This window comes from Ancylobacter sp. VNQ12 (assembly GCF_049445835.1).
In the GTDB taxonomy this organism is placed as follows: domain Bacteria; phylum Pseudomonadota; class Alphaproteobacteria; order Rhizobiales; family Xanthobacteraceae; genus Ancylobacter.
The window spans coordinates 1-24,632 of the sequence record NZ_JBMSDU010000018.1; the positions used below are offsets into that span (position 1 = coordinate 1).

21 protein-coding genes are annotated in these 24,632 nt (G+C 68.3%); 13 read left to right on the forward strand and 8 right to left on the reverse strand.

All coding sequences use genetic code 11. The annotated features are described in order from the left end of the window. Window positions 1-584: 584 nt before the first annotated feature. From ACO2RV_RS19750 to pdeM, 6 genes are all read left to right on the forward strand, one after another. On the forward strand, window positions 585-1,466 hold the full coding sequence (locus tag ACO2RV_RS19750) for a class II glutamine amidotransferase (RefSeq protein ID WP_423295957.1): 882 nt from the start codon (window positions 585-587) through the stop codon (window positions 1,464-1,466). Further along, window positions 1,463-2,200 (forward strand): protein glxC, encoded by a 738-nt coding sequence (locus tag ACO2RV_RS19755; RefSeq protein WP_423295958.1) that lies wholly within the window; start codon window positions 1,463-1,465, stop codon window positions 2,198-2,200. The genes ACO2RV_RS19750 and ACO2RV_RS19755 overlap by 4 nt, the downstream gene beginning before the upstream one ends. An 8-nt stretch (window positions 2,201-2,208) precedes the next feature. After that, on the forward strand, window positions 2,209-3,546 hold the full coding sequence (locus ACO2RV_RS19760) for an FMN-binding glutamate synthase family protein (RefSeq protein WP_423295959.1): 1,338 nt from the start codon (window positions 2,209-2,211) through the stop codon (window positions 3,544-3,546). 105 nt (window positions 3,547-3,651) lie between these two features. Further along, window positions 3,652-4,956 (forward strand): type III glutamate--ammonia ligase, encoded by a 1,305-nt coding sequence (gene glnT, locus ACO2RV_RS19765; protein ID WP_423295960.1) that lies wholly within the window; start codon window positions 3,652-3,654, stop codon window positions 4,954-4,956. A 74-nt stretch (window positions 4,957-5,030) separates the two neighbouring features. Continuing rightward, window positions 5,031-7,556, forward strand: a complete 2,526-nt coding sequence (locus tag ACO2RV_RS19770; protein WP_423295961.1) for a ligase-associated DNA damage response DEXH box helicase — start codon at window positions 5,031-5,033, stop codon at window positions 7,554-7,556. Further along, window positions 7,531-8,250: a ligase-associated DNA damage response endonuclease PdeM gene (gene pdeM, locus ACO2RV_RS19775; protein WP_423295962.1), complete on the forward strand. Its 720-nt coding sequence runs from the start codon at window positions 7,531-7,533 to the stop codon at window positions 8,248-8,250. The genes ACO2RV_RS19770 and pdeM overlap by 26 nt, the downstream gene beginning before the upstream one ends. A gap of 37 nt (window positions 8,251-8,287) precedes the next feature. Here pdeM and ACO2RV_RS19780 read toward each other — a convergent pair whose 3' ends face one another. After that, window positions 8,288-11,359: a hypothetical protein gene (locus ACO2RV_RS19780; RefSeq protein ID WP_423295963.1), complete on the reverse strand. Its 3,072-nt coding sequence runs from the start codon at window positions 11,357-11,359 to the stop codon at window positions 8,288-8,290. Window positions 11,360-11,846: 487 nt separating this feature from the next. On the opposite strand from ACO2RV_RS19780, the gene ACO2RV_RS19785 reads away from it, so the two are divergent. The 3 genes from ACO2RV_RS19785 to ACO2RV_RS19795 all read left to right on the forward strand — a co-directional run bounded on the left by ACO2RV_RS19785 (window position 11,847) and on the right by ACO2RV_RS19795 (window position 13,650). Continuing rightward, the gene (locus ACO2RV_RS19785; protein WP_423295964.1) at window positions 11,847-12,278 is read left to right on the forward strand and encodes a MerR family transcriptional regulator; all 432 of its coding nucleotides are present in this window, start codon (window positions 11,847-11,849) and stop codon (window positions 12,276-12,278) included. Window positions 12,279-12,461: 183 nt separating this feature from the next. After that, window positions 12,462-13,076 (forward strand): 2-hydroxychromene-2-carboxylate isomerase, encoded by a 615-nt coding sequence (locus ACO2RV_RS19790; RefSeq protein ID WP_423295965.1) that lies wholly within the window; start codon window positions 12,462-12,464, stop codon window positions 13,074-13,076. Window positions 13,077-13,113: 37 nt separating this feature from the next. Continuing rightward, a complete protein-coding gene (locus ACO2RV_RS19795) occupies window positions 13,114-13,650 on the forward strand; it encodes a hypothetical protein (RefSeq protein ID WP_423295966.1) in 537 nt (178 codons plus the stop codon). A 13-nt stretch (window positions 13,651-13,663) separates the two neighbouring features. Here ACO2RV_RS19795 and ACO2RV_RS19800 read toward each other — a convergent pair whose 3' ends face one another. Beyond that, window positions 13,664-14,662: an alpha/beta hydrolase gene (locus tag ACO2RV_RS19800; protein ID WP_423295967.1), complete on the reverse strand. Its 999-nt coding sequence runs from the start codon at window positions 14,660-14,662 to the stop codon at window positions 13,664-13,666. Window positions 14,663-14,779: 117 nt separating this feature from the next. Here ACO2RV_RS19800 and ACO2RV_RS19805 point away from each other — a divergent pair, with 117 nt between their 5' ends. Next, the gene (locus tag ACO2RV_RS19805) at window positions 14,780-15,244 is read left to right on the forward strand and encodes a secondary thiamine-phosphate synthase enzyme YjbQ (RefSeq protein WP_423295968.1); all 465 of its coding nucleotides are present in this window, start codon (window positions 14,780-14,782) and stop codon (window positions 15,242-15,244) included. A 151-nt stretch (window positions 15,245-15,395) separates the two neighbouring features. Continuing rightward, a complete protein-coding gene (locus ACO2RV_RS19810) occupies window positions 15,396-16,064 on the forward strand; it encodes a response regulator (protein WP_423295969.1) in 669 nt (222 codons plus the stop codon). An 18-nt stretch (window positions 16,065-16,082) separates the two neighbouring features. Here the strand turns inward: ACO2RV_RS19810 and ACO2RV_RS19815 are convergent, their stop codons facing one another. Further along, a complete protein-coding gene (locus tag ACO2RV_RS19815; protein WP_423295970.1) occupies window positions 16,083-16,769 on the reverse strand; it encodes a GntR family transcriptional regulator in 687 nt (228 codons plus the stop codon). 316 nt (window positions 16,770-17,085) lie between these two features. Here ACO2RV_RS19815 and ACO2RV_RS19820 point away from each other — a divergent pair, with 316 nt between their 5' ends. Further along, entirely contained in the window at window positions 17,086-18,477 is a 1,392-nt protein-coding gene (locus ACO2RV_RS19820; RefSeq protein WP_423295971.1) for an aspartate aminotransferase family protein, read from the forward strand. A 69-nt stretch (window positions 18,478-18,546) separates the two neighbouring features. Further along, window positions 18,547-19,404 carry a DMT family transporter gene (locus ACO2RV_RS19825; protein ID WP_423295972.1) on the forward strand — a complete coding sequence of 286 codons (858 nt, stop codon included), beginning with the start codon at window positions 18,547-18,549 and terminating at the stop codon, window positions 19,402-19,404. A 36-nt stretch (window positions 19,405-19,440) separates the two neighbouring features. Here the strand turns inward: ACO2RV_RS19825 and ACO2RV_RS19830 are convergent, their stop codons facing one another. The 5 genes from ACO2RV_RS19830 to ACO2RV_RS19850 form a co-directional block, all read right to left on the reverse strand. Next, window positions 19,441-20,367, reverse strand: a complete 927-nt coding sequence (locus tag ACO2RV_RS19830; protein WP_423295973.1) for an aminotransferase class IV — start codon at window positions 20,365-20,367, stop codon at window positions 19,441-19,443. Between the two features lie 24 nt (window positions 20,368-20,391). Further along, window positions 20,392-21,174, reverse strand: a complete 783-nt coding sequence (locus tag ACO2RV_RS19835; RefSeq protein ID WP_423295974.1) for an ABC transporter permease — start codon at window positions 21,172-21,174, stop codon at window positions 20,392-20,394. Between the two features lies 1 nt (window position 21,175). Next, the gene (locus ACO2RV_RS19840) at window positions 21,176-22,360 is read right to left on the reverse strand and encodes an ABC transporter permease (protein ID WP_423295975.1); all 1,185 of its coding nucleotides are present in this window, start codon (window positions 22,358-22,360) and stop codon (window positions 21,176-21,178) included. Next, a complete protein-coding gene (locus ACO2RV_RS19845; protein WP_423295976.1) occupies window positions 22,357-23,424 on the reverse strand; it encodes an ABC transporter ATP-binding protein in 1,068 nt (355 codons plus the stop codon). The genes ACO2RV_RS19840 and ACO2RV_RS19845 overlap by 4 nt, the downstream gene beginning before the upstream one ends. 121 nt (window positions 23,425-23,545) lie before the next feature. Further along, on the reverse strand, window positions 23,546-24,601 hold the full coding sequence (locus tag ACO2RV_RS19850; RefSeq protein WP_423295977.1) for an ABC transporter substrate-binding protein: 1,056 nt from the start codon (window positions 24,599-24,601) through the stop codon (window positions 23,546-23,548). Window positions 24,602-24,632: the final 31 nt, after the last annotated feature.

Consider the following 24,632-nt stretch of genomic DNA (forward strand, 5'->3'; position numbering starts at 1 on the left):
CGATGGTACTATGTCTCAAGACCTGGGAGAGTAGGTCGCTGCCAGGCCTGCAAAACACAGCACGCTTCCATGCGAAACCAACCAAAACGCCGCCCCGCGATAAACCGCAGGGCGGCGTTTTGCGTTCAGGGGAAAAGAACGGCGCTGAGATGGACTGGCAGCGGGACCGAGGTCGCCTCCGCGAAACACCGGGCGCAATGCCCAGCGGCGATCACCGTCGCCCGCATCCGCGCCGAAGGCGCCCGCCGGCGGAGCCCCGCTGGCCAAACTGCGCCGCCTCCTCTCTGTTCTTGCCTGGCGAAGTGTATAATTAGCCGGCGAATAGTCTGCTTCTCCGATCCCTCACATTCCTTTCCGCCGGGCGATGCGTCGCTGTGGGTGTTCGCGCGTCGCCTGGAGCCGTAGGTGCAACCGACCGCCACGTCACTGCAAAGCCGCCGGCTATGGGTACCTCCACCCGGAGTCGGGCCCGTCGCCCTACCTTGCGAAGTTTTCGTGAAAAGAAAAATATATTCCTAGTGATTGACGTGTGTGTCCCGCGCGCCTAGAAACAGGGTGACCACGCGATACGGAGGCCCCACGACATGTGCGGCATTGTCGGCCTGTTTCTCAAGGACCCCAAGCTGGAGCCGGAACTCGGTTCCATGCTGGCGGTCATGCTCGATGTGATGTGCGATCGCGGCCCGGATTCGGCGGGTTTCGCCGTCTATGGCGCCGGCACGCCCGGCTTCGTGAAGCTCACTTTGCGTGGCCCGGCCGGCACGGATTTCTCCGCGCTGGGCGCGCAGATCGGCCATCTCGTCACGCCGCGCGACACTCATGCGGTGCTCAGCGTGCCGGTCGCCGAGGAAGGCGCGGTGCGCGCCGCGCTCGCCCGCCTCGCCCCCGAGGTGAAGGTGGTCGGAGCCGGCCAGCGCATGGAGCTCTACAAGGAAGTCGGCCTGCCGATCGACGTCGCCCGCCGCTTCAAGCTGGAAACCATGGCCGGCACCCATGCCATCGGCCATACCCGCATGGCGACGGAAAGCGCGGTGACGACGGAAGGCGCGCACCCCTTCTCCACCGGGCCGGACCAGTGCCTCGTGCATAACGGTTCGCTGTCTAACCATGCCGGCGTGCGCCGGCGCCTTGCCCGCGAGGGTTTCCGCGTCGACACCGAGAATGACAGCGAGGTGGCCGCGGCCTACCTCACCTACCGCATGCGCGGCGGCGACACGCTGGGCCAGGCGCTGACCCATTCGCTCGACGATCTCGACGGCTTCTATACCTTCGTGGTCGGCACCGAGAGCGGCTTCGGCGTGCTGCGCGACCCCATCGCCTGCAAGCCCGCCGTCATGGCCGAGACCGACGCCTATGTCGCCTTCGGTTCGGAATATCGCGCCCTTGCCGGCCTGCCGGGCATCGGCACCGCCAAGGTGTTCGAGCCCGAGCCGTCCAAGGTTTATTTCTGGGATCGCGCAGCATGAACCTCTCCGTCAGCCGGGCTGCCTCGACGGCTCCCTCTTCGGCCCCGACCTTCGTCGATCTCGCGACCTCCAGCCTGCGCGAGCTCAATTCCGCGCTGCATAAGCTCGGTGCCGACACCAACCAGACCTATTGGAAGATCGCCAATCCGGCCGGGCGGCACGCCGTGGTGGCCGGGCTCGACGCGCCCATTACTGTCGAGATCGATGGGCCGGTCGGTTATTACTGCGCAGGCATGAACAAGCAGGCTAGCGTCATCGTCAATGGCAATGCCGGTGTCGGCGTCGCCGAGAACATGATGAGCGGCTTCGTTCATGTGAAGGGCGATGCCAGCCAGGCGGCGGGCGCCACCGGCATCGGCGGTCTGCTGCTGATCGACGGCAATGCGGCTGCGCGCTGCGGCATCTCGATGAAGGGCATCGACATCGTGGTGAGAGGTTCGATCGGCCATATGAGCGCCTTCATGGCGCAGGCCGGCACGCTCACCGTGCTGGGCGATGCCGGCGAGGCGCTCGGCGACAGCCTGTATGAGGCGAAGCTGTTCGTGCGCGGCTCGGTGGCGAGTCTTGGCGCCGACTGCATCGAGAAGGAGATGCGCGAGGAGCACAAGACGCTGCTGGCCTTGAAGCTCAAGGAGGCCGGGCTCCTCGGCGAGGTCGATATATCGGAGTTCCGCCGCTACGGCTCGGCGCGCACGCTCTATCATTTCCACGTCGACAACGTGTCGAGCTACTGAGGCGCGCGATGACAGACCACAGCAATATTCCGCGCACCACGCCGCGTTACTCGTCGACCTTCGACGAATACACGATGTCGGAAATCCGCCGGGCGGCGGCGACCGGCATCTACGACATTCGCGGCGGCGGCGCCAAGCGCAAGGTGCCGCATTTCGACGACCTGCTCTTCCTCGGCGCCTCCATGTCGCGCTACCCGCTGGAGGGCTATCGCGAGAAGTGCTCGACCGAGGTCGTGCTCGGCACCCGCTTCGCCAAGAAGCCGATCGAATTGAAGATCCCCATCACCATCGCCGGCATGAGCTTCGGCTCGCTCTCGGCCAATGCCAAGGAAGCGCTCGGGCGCGGCGCCTCGGCCATGGGCACCTCGACCACCACGGGCGATGGCGGCATGACCAATGAGGAGCGCGGCCACTCGACCAAGCTGGTCTATCAGTACCTGCCGTCGCGCTATGGCATGAACCCGGACGATCTCAAGCGCGCCGATGCCATCGAGGTGGTGGTCGGGCAGGGCGCCAAGCCCGGCGGCGGCGGCATGCTGCTCGGCCAGAAGATCACCGAGCGCGTCGCCAAGATGCGCACGCTCCCCGTCGGCATCGACCAGCGCTCGGCCTGCCGTCATCCCGACTGGACCGGCCCGGACGATCTTGAGATCAAGATCGAGGAACTGCGCGAGATCACCGATTGGGAGAAGCCGATCTATGTGAAGGTCGGCGCGGCGCGGCCTTATTACGACACGGCGCTGGCCGTGAAGTCGGGTGCGGATGTCGTCGTGGTCGACGGCATGCAGGGCGGCACGGCTGCGACGCAGGAAGTGTTCATCGAGAATGTCGGTATTCCGACCCTCGCCGCCGTGCGGCAGGCGGTGAAGGCGCTGCAGGACCTCGGCATGCACCGCAAGGTGCAACTCATCGTCTCCGGCGGCATCCGAAACGGCGCGGATGTGGCGAAGGCGCTGGCGCTCGGCGCGGATGCGGTCGCCATCGGCACCGCGGCGCTCGTGGCGCTGGGTGACAATGATCCCCATCACCAGGCCGAGTACGAGGCGCTGGGCACCACCGCCGGCGCCTATGACGACTGGCACGAAGGCCGCGACCCCGCCGGCATCACCACGCAGGACCCGGCGCTGATGGCGCGGCTCGATCCGGTCGCCGCCGGCCGCCGGCTGGCGAACTATCTCGCCGTGCTGACGCTGGAGGCGCAGACCATCGCGCGTGCCTGCGGCAAGAGCCATGTGCACAATCTGGAGCCGGAAGACCTGGTGGCGCTGACCATCGAGGCGGCGGCGATGGCCAATGTGCCGCTCGCCGGAACCAACTGGATTCCCGGCAGCAACGGCAACTTCTGAAGAATATCCTGAAAAACCCCGCGCCTCGGCGCGGGGTTTGCACATCGACGCCACGCAACGAGCCCCCAAGGGGCCGGGGAACAGCACGAGACCGGATTGCATCACATGGCCAATGATCTTGCCCACACTGCCAAAGAACTCGGCATCAAGTATTTCCTGATCTCCTATGTCGACCTGTTCGGCGGGCTGAGGGCCAAGCTGGTGCCGGCATCCGCCATTGGCGGTATGCAGAAGGCCGGCGCCGGCTTCGCCGGTTTCGCCACCTGGCTCGACATGTCGCCGGCCGACCCGGACCTGTTCGCGGTTCCTGACGCGGAAAGCCTCATCCAGCTGCCGTGGAAGCCGGAGGTCGGCTGGCTCGCCTCCGACCTCGTGATGAACGACGAACTGGTGGCGCAGGCGCCGCGCAACGTGCTCAAGAACACCATGCTCGGTGCCGATTCCATCGGCTACCAGATGAAGACCGGCGTCGAGTGCGAGTTCTTTCTCACCACGGCCGACGGCCTGAAGATCTCCGACACCGCCGACAATGCGACGAAGCCCTGCTACGACCAGTCCGCCCTGATGCGCCGCTATGAGGTCATCAAGGAACTGTGCGACTGCATGCTTACGCTCGGCTGGGGGCCCTACCAGAACGACCACGAGGACGCCAACGGCCAGTTCGAGATGAACTGGAACTTCGCCGATGCGCTGCTGACCGCCGACCGTCACGTCTTCTTCAAGTACATGGCCCGCGCCATCGCCGAGAAGCATGGCCTGCGCGCCACCTTCATGCCCAAGCCCTTCATCGACCTTACCGGCTCGGGCTGTCACATGCACACCTCGCTGTGGAGCGCGGACGGCGCCAATCTATTCGAGGACGAGACGGGTGAACTCGGCCTGTCCGACATCGGCTACAATTTCATCGGCGGCCTGATCCACAATGCCGACGCGCTGTGCGCCTTCACCAACCCGACGGTGAACTCCTACAAGCGCATCAACGCGCCGCGCACGGTCTCGGGCGCCACCTGGGCGCCGAACACCGTCACCTATACCGGCAACAACCGCACCCACATGATCCGCATTCCCGATGCCGGCCGGCTGGAACTGCGCCTGCCGGACGGCGCGGCCAACCCTTATCTCGCCCCCGCCGCCATGCTCGCCGCCGGCCTCGACGGCATCCAGAACCAGCGCGATCCGGGCAAGCGGCTCGACATCAACATGTACACGGATGGGCACAAGGTGCGCGGCGCCAAGAAGCTGCCGCTCAACCTGCTGGACGCCATCCGCGCGCTCGGCAAGTCGACCGTGCTGCGCAGCGCGCTCGGCGCCCCGCTCATCGACGGCTATGTGAAGCTGAAGACCGAGGAATGGGACGCCTATTCGCGCCATCTCACCCAGTGGGAGCGCGACAACACGCTGGATATCTGACGGCGGCCGGCCGGGTTTTGCCCGGCCGCGCACACGCCTCTCGCAATTCGCGCCGCAGCCATTAGCTTCTCGGCGTGCCAAGCCCGAATCCCGCCTGCGACGATGATCTTCCCGAGCCGTTCCGCAGCTGGTTCGCCGGCCGCGGCTGGGCGCCGCGCGCGCACCAGCTCGAACTGCTCGCAATGGCGCGGGCCGGGCGCTCGACCCTGCTGATCGCCCCGACCGGCGCCGGCAAGACGCTGGCGGGCTTCCTGCCAAGCCTGGTGGAGCTCGCTGAACGCCCCCGCGCGCGCAACAGCGTGCGCCCGCCCGGCATCCACACGCTCTACATCTCCCCGCTCAAGGCGCTCGCGGTCGACGTTGCCCGCAATCTGGAGCGGCCGGCGGAAGAGATGGGCCTGCCGATCCGCATCGAGACGCGGACCGGCGACACGCCGGCCTCGCGCCGCCAGCGCCAGCGCCGCGATCCGCCGGACATCCTGCTCACCACCCCGGAACAGATCGCGCTGCTGCTCGCTTCCGCCGATGCCGAGCACCTGTTCGGCGATCTCCGGCGCATCGTACTGGATGAACTCCACGCGCTGGCCGGCTCCAAGCGGGGCGACCTGCTGTCGCTCGGCCTCGCGCGGTTGCGCCGCCTCGCGCCGGAAGCCCGGACCGTGGGCCTTTCGGCCACCGTGGCGGATCCCGACACGCTGCGCCGCTGGCTGGTGCCGCAGGCGGGCGGGCGCGAGATGGGCGACATGGTGATCGCCGAGGCAGGTGCCGCACCAAGCCTCTCCATGCTCGACAGCGTCGCCCATGTGCCCTGGGCCGGGCATACGGCGCGGCATTCGCTGAAGGAGATCTACGGTCTCATCGAGCGCCACGTCACCACGCTAGTCTTCGTCAATACGCGCATGCAGGCGGAGCTGCTGTTCCAGGAATTGTGGCGCATCAACGATGCCAACTTGCCGATCGCGCTGCATCACGGTTCGCTCGATGTCGCCCAGCGCCGCAAGGTCGAGGCGGCGATGGGCGAGGGCCGGCTCAAGGCCGTGGTGTGCACCTCCTCGCTCGATCTCGGCATCGACTGGGGCGCGGTCGACCTCGTGGTCAATGTCGGCGCACCGAAGGGCTCCTCCCGCCTCATGCAGCGCATCGGCCGCGCCAATCACCGGCTGGATGAGCCCTCGCGTGCCGTGCTGGTGCCGGCCAACCGCTTCGAGGTGCTGGAGTGCCGGGCGGCGCTGGAGGCGGTGCGGGCGGGCGCGCAGGACAGCGCTGTGATCCGCTCGGGCGCGCTCGACGTGCTGGCGCAGCATGTGCTGGGCATGGCCTGCGCCGGGCCGTTCGAGGCGGACGAACTCTATGCCGAAGTCACCTCGGCCGAGCCTTACGCCGATCTGTCGCGCGCGGATTTCGACGATGTAGTCGGCTTCAATGCCACCGGCGGCTATGCGCTGCGCGCCTATGAGCGCTTCGCCCGCATTCGCCGGACGAAGGACGGGCGCTGGCGTGTCGCCAATCCGGAGGTGGCGCAGCAATACCGGCTCAATGTCGGCACCATCGTCGAATCCACCATGCTGAAGGTGCGCCTCACCAGCGCCAAGGCGCGTTTCGGCGGGCGGGTGCTTGGTGAGGTGGAGGAGTATTTCGCCGAACAGCTCAGCCCCGGCGACACCTTCGTCTTCGCCGGCGAGGTGCTGCAATTCCTCACCATCGTCGAGAACGAGGTGCGTGTCGCCCGCACCCACGCCAGCGAGCCGAAGGTGCCGTCCTATGCCGGCGGCAAGTTTCCGCTCTCGACCTTCCTCGCCGCGCGGGTGCGGGCGCTGCTGGCCGAGCCGGCACGCTGGTCGAGCTTGCCGGGGCAGGTGCATGAATGGCTCGACCTGCAACGGCTGCGCTCGCGCCTGCCGGGCTATGACGACCTGCTGGTGGAGAGCTTTCCGCGCGGCGGCCGGCATTACCTCGTCACCTACCCGTTCGAAGGGCGCCTTGCCCACCAGACGCTCGGCATGCTGCTGACCCGCCGGCTCGACCGGGCGGGGCTGCACCCGCTGGGCTTCATGGCCAATGACTACGCGCTGGCGATCTACGGCATTTCCGACATGTCGCTGGCCATCTCGCAGGGCCAGCTCGACCTCGATGCGCTGTTCGACGCCGACATGCTGGGCGACGACCTCGAGGAATGGCTGGCCGAATCCTCCCTGATGAAGCGGACCTTCCGGCAATGCGCGGTCATTGCCGGGCTGATCGAGCGGCGTTTTCCCGGCAAGGAGAAGAACTCGCGGCAGGTGACGATGTCGACCGATCTCGTCTATGACGTGCTGCGCCGCCACGAGCCGGGCCATGTGCTGCTGCGCGCCGCGCGTGCCGATGCGGCGACGGGACTGTTGGACATACGCCGGCTCTCCGACATGCTGGTGCGCATCAGGGGACGAATCGACCATGTCGCCCTGCCGCGCGTCTCGCCGCTCGCCGTGCCGGTGATGCTGGAGATCGGCCGCGAGATGGTGGCGGGCGCGGCAGCGGATGCGCTGCTGGCCGAGGCCGAGGACGAACTGATCAGGGAGGCGACGAGTGGCTGGGATGCCGACCGGGACAGCGCTGGATGAAGTGACGCGCGAGGCCGATGGCGGCATCGTGCTCGCCGGCGCGCGTCTGGTGCTCGATCCCGCCGGTGCGTTGTACTGGCCGGCGGAGCGCATGCTCGTGGTCGCCGATCTGCATCTGGAGAAGGGCTCCGCCTTCGCCGCGCGCGGCGTGCCGCTGCCGCCCTACGACACGCGCGCCACGCTCGCCGCGCTGGCGCAGATGGTGGAGCGCTGGCGCCCGCGCACGCTTGTTGCTCTGGGGGACAGTTTCCACGATCGCGGCGGTGCCGGCCGGCTGGGGGGCGAGGAGCGCGAGACCATCGGCGCGCTGGGACGCGGGCGCGAGCTGGTGTGGATCGCCGGCAATCACGATCCCGAGCCGCTGGCAGGGATCGGCGGCACGCACGCGCAGGAGCTGAGGGTGGGACCGCTCACCTTGCGCCACGAGCCGCAGGCCGGCGATGGCGCGGGCGAGATCGCCGGGCATTTCCACCCTGTTGCGCGCCTCGTGGTGCGCGGGCGTGGCTTGCGCCGACGCTGCTTCGTGACCGACGGCGCCCGGCTGGTAATGCCGGCGCTCGGCGCCTATGCCGGCGGGCTGAATGTGCGCGATGCTGCGCTGGCGGGCTTGTTCACTGACGCCTATGCCGCCCATCTCGTGGGCGGGGCGCGGATCTACCGCATCGCCGGGCACGCCTGCCTGCCGGATCGCTGATCACCGATCCGGCACGGCTATCAGCGCGCGGCGGGGATTAGCGCGAGGCGGTCTTGCGGGGCACCGGGTTGGTCTGGTCCCAGTCCTGGCCGGAGCCGCCATTGGCCTGCGCGTCGACCTGCGTCGGCGTCCACTGCTCCAGCGCGACACGGGCGGAGGCGAGCGTCGAGGCATCCAGCTTGGCGGCGATCTCGTCGCGCTTGGCGCCGGCTTCCGCGTCACCGCCCGCCGCGGCCACCGAGAACCAGCGCCAGGCTTCCAGCAGATTGGTGCTGACGCCGAAGCCGCGGGCATAGAGCACGGCGAGATTGAACTGGCTGTCGCGCACGCCATGCTCGGCGGCGCGGGTGAACCACACTGCAGCCTCGCGATAGTCGGGCTGCCCATCGACGCCGGCGGCGAGCAGGACGCCGAGATTGTGCATGGCGCGCACATTTCCGGCGACGGCGGCACGGGTGTAGAGCGAGCGGGCGCGCGCGACGTCGCGGGTGACGCCTTCCGCCCCCTTCTCATAGAGCGAGCCGAGGCGGTAGAGCGCCGGAATGGAGCCATGCTCTCCGGCAAAGGCGAACCATTCCGCCGCCCGCGCCGCATTGGAGGGAATGCCGATGCCTTCAAGGAAGCGATGGCCCATCTCATACGCGGCGTTGGCGTCGCCCGAGAGAGCGGCCGCGCGCAGGGCCTGGCTGCCGATACTGCTCGGCAGGTCGCCGGGCGCGGACATGCTGGAGGGACCGGGCGTCGCGGCGGGCGCTGGCGGAGCGAGTGCCGGTGCCGGCGCGGGGGCGCGCGGTGCGCCGACCGAGCCGGTGATGTCGTCCGGCAGCGGTGCGCTGCCCGGCGCCACGTTCGGCGCCGCCGGCCGGGCGAGATTGGGTAGGCCGGCGGCCGGAATGGCCGCGCGCTGCTGGCCTTCGCGCATGACCCCGAGCAGGTGCCACGAGCCATAGGCAAGGCCGGAGCCGCAAATGCCGATCAGCAGCATGGCGCGGATGCGCGCCAGCCAGCGGCTGGTCGAGGATGGCGCCTGCTGGCGCTGGTGCCGCTCGCCGATGCGGCTGTGCATCTCCGGCAACACCACCGAGGCCGGCTGCGAGGCACGCCTGGCCTGGGCGATGAACTGGGCGCGGTTGGGGCCGTCCGCCGCCGGCTTCCCGTGTTCCTCGGCTGCGGTTCCCGCAGGGGTGGCCGCGCCGGCGCGCGCCACCTTGGCGGCGTGCACGGCTGCATTGAAGTCGAACTCGTCGCCGAGCGCGCCGGGCACCGGCGGATCGTCATCCGGCAGGAAGGCGGGGGCGGCCTTGGCGGCGGGCGCGGGGGCCGGCGGCACATAGGCGCTGGCGGCCTGCGGCGAGCGCGCGAGTTCCTCAAGCGCGGCGCGCATGAGCTGCGGCTCGAACTCCTTCGGAATCGAGGCCGGCGGTGGGGTGAACACCGGCTGCGCGGGCATTGCCTGGGGGGGCGGCGGCGTCATGGCGGGTGCTTCGGCGACGACCGGCGTGGCCGGTGGGGGCGCGGCGGGCGCGCGCGAGGCCTCGACCGCTGCGACCTCGCGCTTCAGCAGCGACGCGGCGCCCGTCCCGCCATTGCTGCGCGGCCGGTGGCCGGCATTGGCGAGAACGGTGGCGCGCGTCTCTTCCATCTGGATGAAGAGGTCGTTGACCGCGCGCTCGATACCCGCCAACTGCCCGGTGATCTGCGTCGAGGGCGTCGTCGCCGCATCGAGCTTCTGGGCGATCTCCGCGACCTGACGGCTCAGCGCGTCGAAATGCGGGGAAGGATCGGGAAGGCTGACCGGCCGCTCGATCCGCTCGATGCGGTCGGACAGGCCGCGGAACAGCTGTTCCATGCCGGCCGGCGCCTCGCGGCGCGCGGTGACGAGGTTCTGCTGGATGGAATCCAGCCGGCGGAAGATGTCGTCCAGCGGCAGGGTCGGCGCCGGCTGGCTGAGGAGGCGGTCCGCCAGCGTGTCGATGCGCCGCTCCAGCGTGCCCACCGCCGAGCGGATCATGCCCTCGTCGACGACCGGCATCTGGCTGACCTTGGTGGCCAGCAGGGCCACCTGATCGGCCAGCAGCCGCAAGGTGTCGGTCGACAGCGCGCGGCCCAAGAGGTCGCGGATTTCCGACGCCTGCGCCTGGAGGCGTGCAATAGCGGCACCGTCGACGGACTTGGCGTTGACGATGTCGATCTTGCGCTCGAGCGTTTCGATGCGACCCAGCAGCACCGCCGGATGCTCCGGCAGCTTGAGGGCGACGATCATGTCGCGCAGCGCCAGCAGCGTGCCGCGCAGTTCCTCGTCGCCCGCCTCGGTAAGTTCGGAGCGCTCGACGAGACGGGTCACGGTGCGCTGCAATTCGTCGACGGCGCGGCGCGGCGCCAGCGCGCCGATGAGCTGCCGCATTTCCGCCAGCTCGCGCTGGAGCGTGCCGAGCGTCTCGACCGGAGGGGAGGTGCGGACCGGGGAAGGGAGCGGCGGAAGGGCGGGGGCCGGCGCCGCGGGGCGCTCGGACGTGCGGCGGTGCTCATCGGCCGCGCGTTCGGTGAGCTTTCGTTCCGTCAGATTGCGCTCGGCCAGATTGCGCTCGGCAAAGCCGCGATCGAGTTCGTGCTGGCGCGCGGCGATCTCGGCCACCGCGGCCTCGATAGCTTCCGGGCCGGGGGCGGCGGAGGGCCGGTAGTCCGTGCGGTAGTCGCGGCGGCCGACGGCCTCGGCGGTGCGTACGATGTCGTTCATCCGCTGTTCGAAACGCTCGCTCGTGGCCGCGCCGCCGGGCCGTTGCCGCGGCGCGTGCATCGCGTCGATGCGTTCGTTGATCTGCCGCAGCGCGGCATCCAGCTTGGTGTCGGCGGAGGCCGGCGGGGGCGCGCTGGGGGGCGGAGCGGAAGGCCGGTAACCGCCGGGAGCGCTCGCGGCGGGCGTCGCGGCCGGCGCGGAGACGACGAGGCGGTCAATGGCGCCGGAGAGTTCCTGGATGCGGCGTTGCAGGTCCTCGACCGTGCCGCCGCCCGCCGCTGCCGTCTGCGCCACGCCGGCATTCGAGGCGAGCAACTGGGACTTGAGCCATTGGTCGAGCGGCTGGCCCGCGCGCTGCGCGGCCTCGCTCATCGCCCGCCATGCTTCGGGAGCGATCTGGCCTGTCGTGGAAGTGGCCCCTTGCCTCACCGTTGTCTCCGTCGCGTCGGGCGCCGAGGCGGCGAGAATCGCCGTGCATCAGCGCTGGAGGCTGCTGCACCGACTGTTCAATTTTCTTGGTAAATGTCGCGTTAATGCGCTGGTGCCGATTAACCATGAATGCGCGGCTCCCTCCGGCGAATCCGACCGGCGCGAGAGGCATCGGACCGCTCTCCGGGGCGATGGAATGTGCGGCTTACCCCTGCCTAAAACGACCGGAAGCTTATGGGAGCCACTTTTCGTGACAGGCGACAGGAATATGGGGTGATGAGAAAATCTCTTATAAATCAAAGCAGTGATGCGTCATTTAACAGTAAGTTGCCCTAACGTAGGGTGCGACTTTCTCCCCCAACGGAACCTCGTCTGCGACACTCCGGTCAACCTTCCTGACGTGTCCCCGTCAAACATTCGGAGTTCCGAGATGGATTTCTCCTCTTTCGAGGCCGAGCGCACCGCCGATCACCTTGGCGCCTCGCACACCGACCCGCAGTTTTTTACCATCGGTGACCTCGCCCGCGAGTTCGACGTGACGCTGCGCGCCCTGCGCTTCTATGAGGACAAGGGGCTGCTCTCGCCGCGTCGCGAAGGTCTGACCCGGCTTTACAGCGCCGCCGAGCGCGCCCGCCTCGCCATCATCCTCAAGGGCAAGAAGCTCGGCTTCACCCTCGCCGAGATCAAGGCGATGGTGGCACTGCGCGAAGGCACCGCGGTGCCGGCCGGCGGCCTTGCGCTGACCCGTGAGAAATGCGCCGAACAGCTGGCTCTCCTCGAGCAGCAGAAGACCGAGATCGAGGACGCCATCGGCGAATTGCGCCAGATGGTTGCCGCCTTCCCGGCGCGCAACGCGGCCTGAACGACGCCTTTTCTCCTGCTTGTCGACCTGAATTTGCGGCGGCGCCCCTTGGGGCGCCGTTGCCGTTTTGATGGACATGACCGGGGCATGTGGGGGGCAAGGCGGTTTCCCGAAGGGTGCTTCCTGTTCTAGCGTGTGCGGCCCGCTGAAAAGGCGGTTCGTGAATCGCCAGCCGAGAGCATCATGTCCCGTTCCATCGATTATTACTTCTCGACCCAAAGTCCCTGGGCCTTCATCGGCTATGCCGCCTTTCAGGATGTGGCTCGCCGCCATGGCGCCCGCATCAATTTCCGCCCGGTTTTTCTCGGCGAGCTGTTCGCGGAGACCGGCGGTCTGCCGCTGGCCAAGCGCCACCCGGCGCGCCAGCGCTACCGGCTGGTGGAGCTGAAGCGCTGGCGCGAGGCGCGCGGGCTGGACTTCCACATCAGCCCGGCGCATTGGCCTTTCGATCCCGGCCTCGCCGACCGGCTGATCATCGGCGCGCAGATCGCCGGCCATGATGTCGGGCCGCTGGTCGGACGGCTCGGCGCGGGCGTGTGGCAGCGCCAGGAGAACCTGGCCGATCCCGCCACGCTCGCCGCCATCCTCGCCGAGCTCGGCCTGCCGGCGGCGCTGCTGGAGGCCGCCGACGGCGACAAGGCGCGCGCCATCTACCAGACCAACCACGCGGATGCGGTGGAGGCCGACGTGTTCGGCTCGCCGGCCTATGTGCTCGACGGCGAGGTGTTCTGGGGGCAGGATCGGATCGAACATCTCGATGCGGCGTTGTCCAGCGGGCGTGCACCCCTGACGCCCTGATCGTGCCCGCCGCTGGCGGGGGTAAAGGGAGGAGCCCATGTCACGGGCCATCCATGCGACGGCGCTGCTGGCCGTCGTTCCATTGCTCATGCCGGCGGCTTCGCCCGTCGCGGCCCAGGCGGCACTGCCGCTGCCCGGCGCCTCCGCGCCCCGCTTCACCCTCCAGCCGGTGGAGGGCGGTGTGCTGAAGCTCGACACGCGCACCGGCGCGCTGTCCTTCTGCTCGACCAGGGCGGGAGGGAGCGCGGGCAGCTGGGTCTGCGAGGCGGTGCCGGAGGATCGCACCGCGCTGGAGGAGGAGATCACCCGGCTTCAGGGGCGCATTGCCGAGCTGGAAAAGGGCCGCTCCGGCGTGCCGGATATCATCGCCCCGCCTTTGCCGCCGACCGGCCGCGACGCGCCGCCGCCGCCGGCGGAAGGCGAACCGGCGCCTCCGGGCGCCGGCGAGTCGGCGCAGGAGGCCGAGCGCAAGCTCGACCGCGCCATGGACATGGCCGAGCATGTCTTCCGCCGGTTCTTCGACATGGTGAACCGGCTGCGTAGCGAGCCCGCGCCGCAGGAGCAGAAGCTCTGAGGTCGGCGGAAGCTTAGAGCGAGGTCACGAAGGCGTAGGAGCGCGCGAGCGCCTGGTCGGTGATGCTGCCGGGGAAGCCGATGAAGACGTGGCAGCCGCCGGGATAGACGGCGAGCTGTGCCGGATTGCCGGCCGCCAGCCAGCGTGGCGCCATGAACAGCGTGTCGTCGAGCAGCGCGTCGCGCGTGCCGACGGTGAACAGCGCCGGCGGCAGGCCCCTGAGATCGGCGTGCAGCGGCGAGATGTCGGACGTCGCCACATTGCCGCCCTCGCGCAGGAAATGGCCGACGAAGACGTTGATGTCGCGCGTGTTGAGCACCAGCGGCTCGTCACCCCACAGCCGCGCGCTCGGCGTCAGCCCGAGGTCGTAGCAGCCGGCGGTGAGATTGGCACCGCGGAACGGGGTGAGCCCATGCTTGTCGCGCAGCCGCAGCAGCGTGACCACGGAGAGGTGGCCGCCCGCCGATTCGCCGCCGATGACAAAGCGCTCGGTGCCGAAGCGCGCCGCCCCCTCGCGCAGCAGCCACAGCGCGGCCGCCTCGCAGTCGTCCGGGCCGGCAGGGTAGGGGTCTTCCGGGGCGAGGCGATAGTCGACCGACACCACGGCGAAGCCGGTGCGCTCGACGAAGCGGTGGTTCAGCCCGTCATTCTCCCGCGCCGAGCCGAGCGTCCAGCCACCGCCATGAATGTGGAGATAGACGCCCTTGGCCGGCTCCGGCGGGGTGAGGATACGCAGCGGCACCGGGCCGTGCGGGCCGGCGATTTCGATCACCTGCGCATAGGGGCTTTCCGGCGCCAGGGGGAAGGGGCCCTTGCCCTCCAGCCGCAGCTTGCGCAGCATCGCCATGGGGAAGACCCAGCGGTCCGGCACGGCGCCGAGCGCCTTGACGATGCCGGCATTCACCGCGCGGGTATCCGGCGCGATCGACGAGGGATCGAACACGGCGGGGTCGATCGAAATGTCCGAGGCGATGGCCGGCGAGCGGGACGACGTGGCGAGAGGCGAGGACATGAGGCGTTCACGCTCCGACGATGGAGTTGGATGAGGCTGTCATCGGGGGCTGATCTACCCTATCCAACCCCAGCCGGGCACATTCGTCCAGCTTGCCGTCGCTGAAAGGAGGTTGCGATGAACCGGATTCGCCTGTCGCAGGTGCGCGAAACCCCGGTGACGCGGCGCTTTTCGACCGTGCTGAGCGTGGACACGCCGGGGCGCGGCTTCACCGACATCACCGAGGCGGTTCGCCGCTTTGTCGCCGAAATCGGCGCCGGCGACGGCGAGGTCGCGCTGTTCTGCCGGCACACTTCCGCCTCGCTCGCCATTCAGGAGAATGCCGACCCGGATGTGCGCGTCGACCTCCTCACCGCGCTCGATCGTCTGGCACCGGAGGATGCCGGCTGGGTGCACGACATGGAGGGCCCCGACGACATGCCGGCCCATGTGAAGGCGGTGCTGACGGGCATCCACCTCGCCATCCCGGTGGTCGACGGGCGTCTGGCGCTGGGGACCTGGCAGGGCATCTATCTGATCGAACACCGCGCGCGCGGCCATCACCGCGAATTGGTTGTGGCGTTTGTCGGCGATGCCCACTAAAGGTCGTTACGGAACTTCCTGGTAAGCATGCCTGTCGCCGGACGGGCGAGGCGCTCGCGCGAATGCTTGCCGCAGAGGTTCCACGACACCATCATCGCAAGCGCGGCATGCGGAGAGCGCGTGGCGCGCGGGTGGAAAGGGCCGCTGCGAAGTGGACACGACGACGAGTTTTCGGCTGGTGATCGCGGACGATCATCCGCTGTTCCGGGGCGCCCTGCGCGAGGCGGTATCCCGGCAGTTCCCTTCCGTCGAGCTGTTCGAGGCGGGTGGCTTCGAGGATCTCCAGGCCCTGCTGGAACGCGAGAGCGACTTCGACCTGGTGCTGCTGGACCTCACCATGCCCGGCGTACGCGGCTTTTCCGGCCTGATGTATCTGCGGGCGCAGTATCCCGGCGTTCCCGTGGTGGTGGTTTCCGCCAATGAGGAAGCCGGCGTCATCCGCAACTGCATGGAATTCGGCGCTTCCGGTTTCATCCCCAAGACCAGCGCCGTCGACACCATGCGCGAGGCGATCGCCGCCGTGCTGGAAGGCCGGACCTGGACGCCGCCCGATGTCGACCTCACCGCCGGCTCCGACAAGGAGACGCAGGCGCTGGTCGGGCGCCTGGCGACGCTGACACCGCAGCAGGTGCGCGTGCTGATGATGCTGTCCGAGGGGTTGCTCAACAAGCAGATCGCCTATGAACTCGGCGTCTCCGAGGCGACGGTGAAGGCGCATGTCTCCGCTATCCTGCAGAAGCTCGGTGTCGAGAGCCGTACCCAGGCGGTGATCGCCGCCTCCAAGATCGAAGGCGGCACCTGGTCGCAGGCGGCAAGCTGACGCTCGTTTGGCCGCGCGCTACGGCACCTTGTTCAGTGGCCAGCCGAGGCGGCTGTAGAGGTAGCGCTGATAGCTGAGAATATCGACGCGGCGCAGGTCGCGCACGCGCGCGCCGTCGCGGGTGCGCAGCGCCAGCACGATCTCCTGCATGATCTGGTTGGTGAATTCGAGAAAGGCCGGGTCCTGGGCCATCGGGGCGTGCAGCGCCCGCGCCATCATCGGCGCGCCGCGCAGCCGCATGGTTCGGATCAGCGAGGCCAGCAGCGGAGAGCCGCAATGCTCCGAGACGAAGAACGCCCAGTTGTGGATGGAGCGCATGTGCTCGGCCGGCGTGCCGTGGAACTGCGCGTGGTGCGACGCCCGCGTCAGTTCCTGCAGGCCGTCGAAATCCTTCTCGCTCGCGCGCAGCGTGAACAGCGCCGCCGCCTCGCCTTCCAGCAGCGCGCGTAGCGACCACACCTCGTCGCATTGCTGGCGCTCCAGCAGCGGCACCTGGATGGTGCGCGCGGGGGTGACCTCCAGCGCGTCGTCGGCGACCAGCCGGGCAACCGCCTCGCGCACCGGCTGCATGCTGGTGCCGTAGGTGGTGGCGAGCGAACGCAGCGACACCTTGGCTCCGGGCAGCATCTTGCCGTCGAGCATGTCCTGGCGAATGGCGGAATAGACCTGGTCGGAAAGCGTGTTGCCGCCGTTCTGCTGTGTCACGCGCCCCTCTTTCCGCAAGATCAGCGCCGCGCGGTGCAACGGATTGCGCCGCGCGCGGCGGCACCCCGCTTCCCTTTGTGCACAGTCATGCCCGTCCGTCCATACCCTGCGGTGGGTCGATGCCGGTCACGCTAACAGGTGCAGGTACGATGTGTGATCACAAATGGTGTCGATGGTCGTTGGAGACGTCATTTTACGGCATCGCGATGGCGTCGACTTGGGTTGGAATGCCTGTATATGCGTAATCTCTTGACGCCGCCTCCGGCTGGCCTGTAGCTTTCATCGTCATCTGTGATCACACATCGGGAGCGTGTCGATGAACGTCCTGGCGCGGGGCTCCAACCACCCCGGCAATACGGTGCTGCTGCCCTTCTCCAATCTCCAGCAGCTGCGTGAGCAGCGCCCGCTGATGTTCGTCGGCGGCAAGGGCATCTTCACCTTCGACGAGCATGGCCGGGACTACATCGAGGCGGTGTCGACCTTCTACTGCGTCAATCTCGGCTTCAGCGACGAGGAACTGATCGAGGCGGCGATCGAGCAGATGCGCGCGCTGCCGTTCTACCCCTCGGGCATTCACCGCACAGCGCCGGTGGTGCTGGAGCTGGCGGAGAAGCTGGTGCAGAGCGCGCCGGTGCGCGGCGGCCATGTGATGTTCGCCACCACCGGCTCGGAGGCCAACGACCAGCTGCTGAAATTCACCTGGTACGCCAACCGCATTGCCGGCGAGCCGCAGCGCCGCAAGATCATCTCGCGCCGCGCCTCCTATCATGGCGGCACCATCGCCACGACGGCGCTGGGCGGCAGCGCCGGGCTGCAGGAGGCCTTCGGCATTCCGACCAGCGACAGCCTGTTCGTCTCGCACCCGACCTGGCCGATCGGCGCCAATGCCGGCGAGAGCGAGGAGGCCTATTGCGACAGGCTGATCGACGAGCTGCGTGACACCATCGAGGCCGCTGGGCCGGAGACCGTCGCCGCCTTCATCGCCGAGCCGGTCTCGGTATCGTCCGGCATGTTCCCCCCGCCGGTGGGCTACTTCCAGAAGGTGAAGGCGCTGCTCGACACCTATGGCATCCGGCTGTTCGCCGACGAGGTGGTCACCGGCTTCGGCCGCACCGGGCGCATGTGGGGCAGCGAGACGCTCGGTATCGAGCCGGACTGCGTGAGCAGCGCCAAGGGGCTCTCCGGCGCCTACCAGCCGATCTCGGCGGTGGTGATGTCGGACGAGTTCTACAGCTATCTCGAAGAGGGCAGCAATTCCGCCGGCATCTTCAACCATGGTGGCACCTATGGCGGCCATCCCGTTTCGGCGGCGGTGGCGCTGAAGGTGTTCGACATCTTCGAGCGGCGCAACATACTCGGCCATGTGCAGGCGGTGATGCCGGTGTGGCAGAAGGCGCTGGCGAGCCTGGAGGACCACCCGCTGGTCACTGCCACGCGCAGCTTCGGCCTTGCCGGCGCGCTGCAGATCGCCCCTCCGGGCGAGCGTGGCCCGGCGGCGGCCTCGACCTCGCTGGCGCCCGGCGGGCTGAGCCAGCTTCTCTATCAGGCGGGCCTCGCGGCCGGCATCGTGGTGCGCCCGCTACAGGGCTGCATCGTGCTGGCGCCGCCGCTGATCATCACCGAGGCGGAGATCGGCGAGCTGGCGCGCCGCCTGCGCGCCGCGCTCGACGCCACGCTTGGTGCGTCCCTTGCCGCCCTTCCGCGCTGAATACCGCGCCTCAGTGCAGAGGCCTAAAGGGGCGGCTGAGGCCGCCCCCGCCGGCCGGATATCCCTGACATGCGACCGATCGATCGATGGCTGGCGGTGGGTGTCGTCGCCTGCTGGGCCGGCACGCTGGTACTGGTGAAGCAGGGCATCGGCGAGATGCCGCCCATGCTGATGAGCATGATGCGCTTCGCGCTAGTCGCCGCGCTGGTGGTTCCGTTCACGCGGGTGTCGCGGCGGCACATTCCCTGGCTGCTGCTGGTGTCCTTCACCTTCGGCACGGTGCATTTCGGCCTGCTGTTCATCGCGCTGAGCCTTGCCGAGGTCGGCACTAGCGCGGTGCTGGTGCAACTCGGGGCGCCGATGGCGAGCCTGCTCGCCTGCCTCGCCTTCCGCGAGCCGCTGGGCCTCGCCCGCGCTTTCGGGCTGGCGCTGACCGTAGTGGGCGTCTTCGTGCTGGCGCAGGGGCCGAGCTTCCCCGGTCTGCTGCCGTTGGCGCTGCTGATCGTCAGCGCCGCCGGCTGGGCGGTAACCAACCTCATCGTGAAGGTCATGCCGCCGATCGACGCCATGGCGCTGACCGGCTGGTCGTCGCTGTTCTGCGTGCCGCAGCTGGCGCTCGCCGCCCTGCTGTTCGAGGGCAACCCATTGCCTCACCTCGCCGCTGCCGGCTGGCACGGCTGGAGCGCGGTGATCTACAGCGCGGTGGTGTCGTCGGTCATGGCCTATGGCGTCTGGTACTGGCTGCTGGCGCGCAATCCGGTCAGCGCCATCGTGCCCTATTCCATGCTCAACCCGGTGATGACCATCGGGCTCGGCGTGCTGGTGGTGGGCGAGAGCATTCCCCTGCTCAAGATCGCGGGCACCGCGCTGATCCTCGGTGGCGTGCTGATCGTGATCATGCAGAAGCGGCCGGCCGTCGCCCGCTGAGACGGACGCCGGCCCGTTCTGCCGGCGTCGGTCCGCTCACAATATCTCGGTGCCGTGCCAGCCCTCGGCGCGCTTGTTCCAGAAGGTCTCCTTCAGCCGCACCGAGATCGGGCCCGGCACGTCATTGCCGAGGATGCGGCCATTGATGCGGGTGGCGGGCATGATGCCGCCGGCCGTGGTGCAGGCGAAGATCTCGTCGGCATTGACGAATTCCTCGACGCTCACGTCGCGCACCTCCAGCTTCAGCCCGAGCTCCTCGCACAATTCGAACACCGACAGCCGGGTGATGCCGTCGAGGCCGCCGCGCGCGGGGGTGACCACCGTGCCGTCGGTGATGTGGAACACGTTGAAGCCCGGCCCCTCGGTGACGTTGCCGGCCTCATCAAGCAGCACGGCGAAGTCGGCGCCGGCATCCTTGGCCTCGAACATGCCGGCGGTGAGGTCGCCCCAGTGGAAGTTCTTCACGCGGGGGTCGAAGGAAGCCGGAGGGACGCGCTTCACCCTGGGGATCATCAGGTGCATGCCGCGCACCTCCATCTCGGCGCTGACCACCGAGATCCACGGCACCGCCGAACAGGACAGGTAGGCACGGCAGGAGGCGGGATGGCGCAGCGCGCCGGGTGCCGGCGAAGCGCGCAGGCATTCCATCGAGACGTAGGAATCGCGCACATCCGCCAGCAGCACCAGCCTCAGGAGGATGTCGCGGATCTCCGCGTCGCTCTCCGGCGGCGCCATGTGCAGCGCGTTCATCGAGTTGCGGAAGCGCGCGATGTGGTCGTCGAGGCGGAAGAAGCGGCCATCGCGCACGCCGACCACGTCATAGGTGACGTCGGAGCGGCGATAGCCCCAATGAGTGACGGGGATCTTCGCCTCGGCAAGCGGCATGAATTCGCCGTCGAGATAGGCGGCGGCGCCGGCATATTTGCCGCGCAGCGTGGCGAGTTCGTCGGTCATCGCGTCCATTCGGGTATCTCCTTGGGTCTGGTGTCAGCGGGCGTCGCCGAACCGGCGCCGGGCCAGCAGGACGAGCAGAGTGAGAAGCACGGTGCCGGCAATGAACAGGAACGCCGCGGCGGCGATGGCCGGGCTGATGCTGTCGCGCAGGGTAGAGAACATCTGCCGCGCCAGCGTGCGCTGGCCGGGGCCGGCGAGGAAGATGTTCAGCACCACCTCGTCCAGCGAGACGGCGAAGGCGAGCACCGCCCCGGTCATGATGCCGGGGAAGGCGAGCGGCAGGGTGACGTGCCAGAGCGTCTTCGCCGGCCCCGCGCCGAGGCTCGCGGCCGCCAGTTCGAGCCGGGTGTCCATGCCCTGCAGCGCGTTGGCCACGCTGACGATGACCAGCGGCAGGGCGATGACCGTGTGGGCGATGATGATGCCGAGATAGGAGCTGGAAAGGCCCATCCTGGCGTAGAGAATCTGCATGCCGACGCCCAGCACCACGGCGGGCACCACCATCGGCAGCAGGAACACGGTGTTGAGTGGGGCACTGATGAAGTTCAGCTTCTCGCGCAGCCCCAGCGCCGCCGGCCCGCCGAGCACGGTCGACAGCACGGTGGCGCCGGCGCCGATGATCAGACTGTTGACGATGGAATCGCGCCAGACCACGGTGGTGAACAGTTCCTCGAACCAGCGCAGCGAGAAGGACGGGATCGGGTAGATCAGGAACTGGCTGGAGGTGAAGGCCAGCGGCAGGATCGCCACCAGCGGCAGCAGCAGGAACACCACCGCCAGCACGCCAAACACGGCGCGGATGAGCTTGCCGGCCATCTCACATCCTCCCATTGACGCTGGTGCGGCCGGAGAGCTGCACATAGACGACGTAGAGGATGAGGGTGATGACCAGGAGCACCATGCCGAGCGCACTCGCCATGCTCCAGTTCGCCGTCTGGGTGGAATAGAAGGCGATGACCGAGGAGATCATCTGGTCGCCGGCGCCGCCGACCAGAGCGGGCGTGATGTAGTAGCCGACCGCCGTCATGAACACGAGCAGCGCGCCCGAGATCACGCCGCGAAAGCTGAGCGGCAGCATCACATGCAGGAAGGCGCGGAGGGGATGCGCGCCGAGCGAGCTTGCCGCCGGCATCAGATTGGCGGGGATGGTGAGCAGCACGCTGTAGATCGGCAGCACCATCAGCGGCAGCAGCACATGGGTCATGGCGATGATCACGCCGGTGCGGTTGAAGATCAGCGCCAGCGGGGCGGAGATCACCCCCATGCTGAGGAGGAAGCCGTTGATCAGGCCCTGTTCCTGCAGAAGGATGAACCAGGCGGCAGTGCGCACCAGCAGCGACGTCCACAAGGGCAGCAGCACGGCGGTGAGCAGGATGGTGCGCACCATGCCGGTCGAAGCGGCGGTGAGCAGCGCATAGGGATAGCCGATCAGCAGGCAGAAGAAGGTGACGACGCCGGCGATCCAGAAGGTGCGGATGAAGATGGTGCGGTTCGCGGAGGCGTCGTCCGGCAGCATGGCGATCTCGCCGGCCTTGTCGCGCTCAAGGTCGACGGCGGCGAGCAGATAGCGGTCGGTGGTCGGCTCCAGCGCGTCGGCGATGGCGATCCAGAACGGCGGCTGCGCCCAGCGTTTGTCGACATCGGTCAGCCGCGGGCCGGTCTCGGGCCTGGCGACCGCCGCCAGCGTCTTGGTCATCAGCGTGCGGTAGCCGGACTGGGCGCTGTTGAGCCGGCGCACCATATCGCCCACCGCCTTCTCGTCCGTGGCCGCGCGCAGGTCCGCGACCAGCGCTGCCTGCATCGCCTCGCTCGGCGGGGAGACGCGGTCCCAGCCGCCGATCGCCTCGGTAGTGCGGGGCAGGAGGTGCAGCACCGCGTCGTCCGACACTGACTGCTTGAGCATGATGGTGAGCGGCCAGACGAAGAACAGGCCGATGAACAGGATCATTGGCAGCATCAGCAACAGGGCGCGCGTCCGGCGGTTCCACAGCCTCGCCTTCATGGGATGATCACCCAGCAGTCTTCCGGGGCGAAGGTGGCGTGCACCCTGGCGCCGGTGCCCCATTCGGCGGCCCGCCGGTCGCGCCGGGCGATGAAGCGCTGGCCGCGGCCTTCCAGTTGCACCCGCAGATGGTCGCCCTGGTAGATCGAGTCGGTGACGGAGACCGGGATGCTGTTGGCCTCCGTCGGGTCCGGCGAGAGTTCGAGCTTCTCCGGCCGCACGGTGGCGAGGACACGGCGGCCAGGCGCGAACTCCGCGCGGTCGACGACGCGCAGCATGCCGCCGCTGTCGAGCCGGATGAGCGCCTCGTGCTTCTCGCGGCCGGCGATCTCGCCTTCCATCAGGTTGGTCTCGCCGATGAACTCGGCGACGAAGCGGGTGGCGGGGTGGTCGTAGATCATGCGTGGGGTGTCGATCTGCTCGATCCGCCCCTTGTTGAACACCGCGATGCGGTCGGACATGGTCAGCGCCTCGGACTGGTCATGCGTCACGAAGACGATGGTGAGGCCGAGCCTGGCGTGCAGTTCGCGGATGTCGAGCTGCATCTGCTCGCGCAACTGCTTGTCGAGCGCGCCGAGCGGCTCGTCCATCAGCACGACGCCGGGCTCGAACACCAGCGCGCGCGCCAGCGCCACGCGCTGCTGCTGCCCGCCGGAGAGCTGGGAGGGCTTGCGCTCGCTCAGAACGCCGAGCTGCACCATGTCGAGTGCCTTGCCGACGCGGGCCGCGATCTCGGCCCGGCCGACGCCGCGCATCTTGAGCGGGAAAGCGACATTCTGCGCCACGCTCATATGCGGGAACAGCGCATAGCTCTGGAACACCACCCCCATGTTGCGCTGGTGCGAGGGGATGTCGTTGATCATGCGGCCGTCGACATAGATCGTGCCTTCGGTCGCGTCCTGGAAGCCGGCCAGCATCATCAGGATGGTGGTCTTGCCCGAGCCGGACGGGCCGAGCAGGCTGAGGAACTCGCCGCGCACGATGTCGAGGCGCAGGTCGTCGACCACGCTCAACGGCCCGTAGGTCTTCGACACACCGTCGAGGCGGATATGGTAGTCGACCACGTCGGGTCTCCGTTCGGTGCCGCGCCTTCCCCGGCCCGCCCTGCAGCGGACCGGGGAAGGCGTCAGGCGGACTGACAGGAGCCCGCGGTGCATGCCGCGGGCCAGGAGAGAGGTGGCGGGGTCAGCGCGCGGCGAGCCAGGCGTTGAAGCGCTTGGTCAGGCTCTCATTGTTGTCGATCCAGAAGTCGATGTTCAGCGGCACCGCCTCCGCGAGGTTCTTCGGATCGGTCGGCAGGTTCTTCGAGACTTCCGGCGCCACCATCGCGGCAGCCTTCTTGTTGGGCAGTCCGTAGGTGATGAGGTCGGCCATCTTCACCTCGGGCTCGGGCTGGCTCATGAAGGCGACGGCCTTCATCGCCGCGTCCTTGTTCTCCGAGCCCTTGAGGATGACCCAGCTGTCGGTGGCGGTGACGTTGCCCGGCCAGACGAAGACGAACTTCTTGCCTTCCTTCTTGTTCACATTGGCGATGCGGCCATTGTAGGAAGCGGTCATCGCCACCTCGCCCGAGGCGAGGAACTGGATCGGCTGTGCGCCGGCCTCCCACCAGATCAGGTTGGGGCCGAGCTCCTCCAGTTTCTTGAACGCGCGGTCGATGCCTTCCGGCGTCGACATGACCTCGTAGAGCTTCTCGCGCGGCACGCCGTCGGCCAGCAGGGCGAACTCGATGGTGTATTTCGGGCCCTTTCGCAGCGCGCGCTTGCCCGGATACTTCTTCATGTCCCAGAAATCGGCCCAGCTCTTGGGGCCGTCGGGCCACTTCTCGGAATCATAGGCAAGGCCGGTGGACGAGGTCAGCGCGCCGACGCCGCATTCGCTGACGCTTTCGTCGAGAAAGTCTTCCTTGGGGCCGATCTTCTCCCAGTCGAGCTTCTCATAGATGCCGTCGGCGCAGCCCAGCACCAGCTCCTCGGCCTCGACCTGGACGAGGTCCCAGTTCGGCGTGCCGTTGCTCACCTTGGCCTGCAGGACGCCGTAGCCGCCATCCCAGGAATCCTCCAGCACCTTGACGCCGGTCTTCTCGGAGAAGGGCTTGAAATAGGCCTCGCGCTGGGCCTCCTGCGTGGCACCGCCCCAGCCGACGATGGTGAGGTCGCGCGCCAGCGCCGGCGTGGCGGCGAGGGCGATGGCCGCCACCGAGGCAAGGCCGAGGCGACGCGCTGCGTTCTTCGTGGTCATGCTGCTGTTCTCCAGTAGGAAAGGGTGCCGT

What these genes read in the sequence shown, in the direction of transcription:
- ACO2RV_RS19755 (WP_423295958.1), top strand. Translation starts at nt 1,463, where the DNA reads ATGAACCTCTCCGTCAGCCGGGCTGCCTCGACGGCTCCCTCTTCGGCC.
- ACO2RV_RS19820 (WP_423295971.1), top strand. Translation starts at nt 17,086, where the DNA reads ATGAACGTCCTGGCGCGGGGCTCCAACCACCCCGGCAATACGGTGCTG.
- glnT (WP_423295960.1), top strand. Translation starts at nt 3,652, where the DNA reads ATGGCCAATGATCTTGCCCACACTGCCAAAGAACTCGGCATCAAGTAT.
- ACO2RV_RS19790 (WP_423295965.1), top strand. Translation starts at nt 12,462, where the DNA reads ATGTCCCGTTCCATCGATTATTACTTCTCGACCCAAAGTCCCTGGGCC.
- ACO2RV_RS19795 (WP_423295966.1), top strand. Translation starts at nt 13,114, where the DNA reads ATGTCACGGGCCATCCATGCGACGGCGCTGCTGGCCGTCGTTCCATTG.
- ACO2RV_RS19785 (WP_423295964.1), top strand. Translation starts at nt 11,847, where the DNA reads ATGGATTTCTCCTCTTTCGAGGCCGAGCGCACCGCCGATCACCTTGGC.
- ACO2RV_RS19830 (WP_423295973.1), bottom strand. Translation starts at nt 20,367, where the DNA reads ATGGACGCGATGACCGACGAACTCGCCACGCTGCGCGGCAAATATGCC.
- ACO2RV_RS19825 (WP_423295972.1), top strand. Translation starts at nt 18,547, where the DNA reads ATGCGACCGATCGATCGATGGCTGGCGGTGGGTGTCGTCGCCTGCTGG.
- ACO2RV_RS19805 (WP_423295968.1), top strand. Translation starts at nt 14,780, where the DNA reads ATGAACCGGATTCGCCTGTCGCAGGTGCGCGAAACCCCGGTGACGCGG.
- ACO2RV_RS19750 (WP_423295957.1), top strand. Translation starts at nt 585, where the DNA reads ATGTGCGGCATTGTCGGCCTGTTTCTCAAGGACCCCAAGCTGGAGCCG.
- ACO2RV_RS19780 (WP_423295963.1), bottom strand. Translation starts at nt 11,359, where the DNA reads ATGAGCGAGGCCGCGCAGCGCGCGGGCCAGCCGCTCGACCAATGGCTC.
- ACO2RV_RS19840 (WP_423295975.1), bottom strand. Translation starts at nt 22,360, where the DNA reads ATGAAGGCGAGGCTGTGGAACCGCCGGACGCGCGCCCTGTTGCTGATG.
- ACO2RV_RS19760 (WP_423295959.1), top strand. Translation starts at nt 2,209, where the DNA reads ATGACAGACCACAGCAATATTCCGCGCACCACGCCGCGTTACTCGTCG.
- ACO2RV_RS19835 (WP_423295974.1), bottom strand. Translation starts at nt 21,174, where the DNA reads ATGGCCGGCAAGCTCATCCGCGCCGTGTTTGGCGTGCTGGCGGTGGTG.
- ACO2RV_RS19850 (WP_423295977.1), bottom strand. Translation starts at nt 24,601, where the DNA reads ATGACCACGAAGAACGCAGCGCGTCGCCTCGGCCTTGCCTCGGTGGCG.
- pdeM (WP_423295962.1), top strand. Translation starts at nt 7,531, where the DNA reads ATGCCGACCGGGACAGCGCTGGATGAAGTGACGCGCGAGGCCGATGGC.
- ACO2RV_RS19800 (WP_423295967.1), bottom strand. Translation starts at nt 14,662, where the DNA reads ATGTCCTCGCCTCTCGCCACGTCGTCCCGCTCGCCGGCCATCGCCTCG.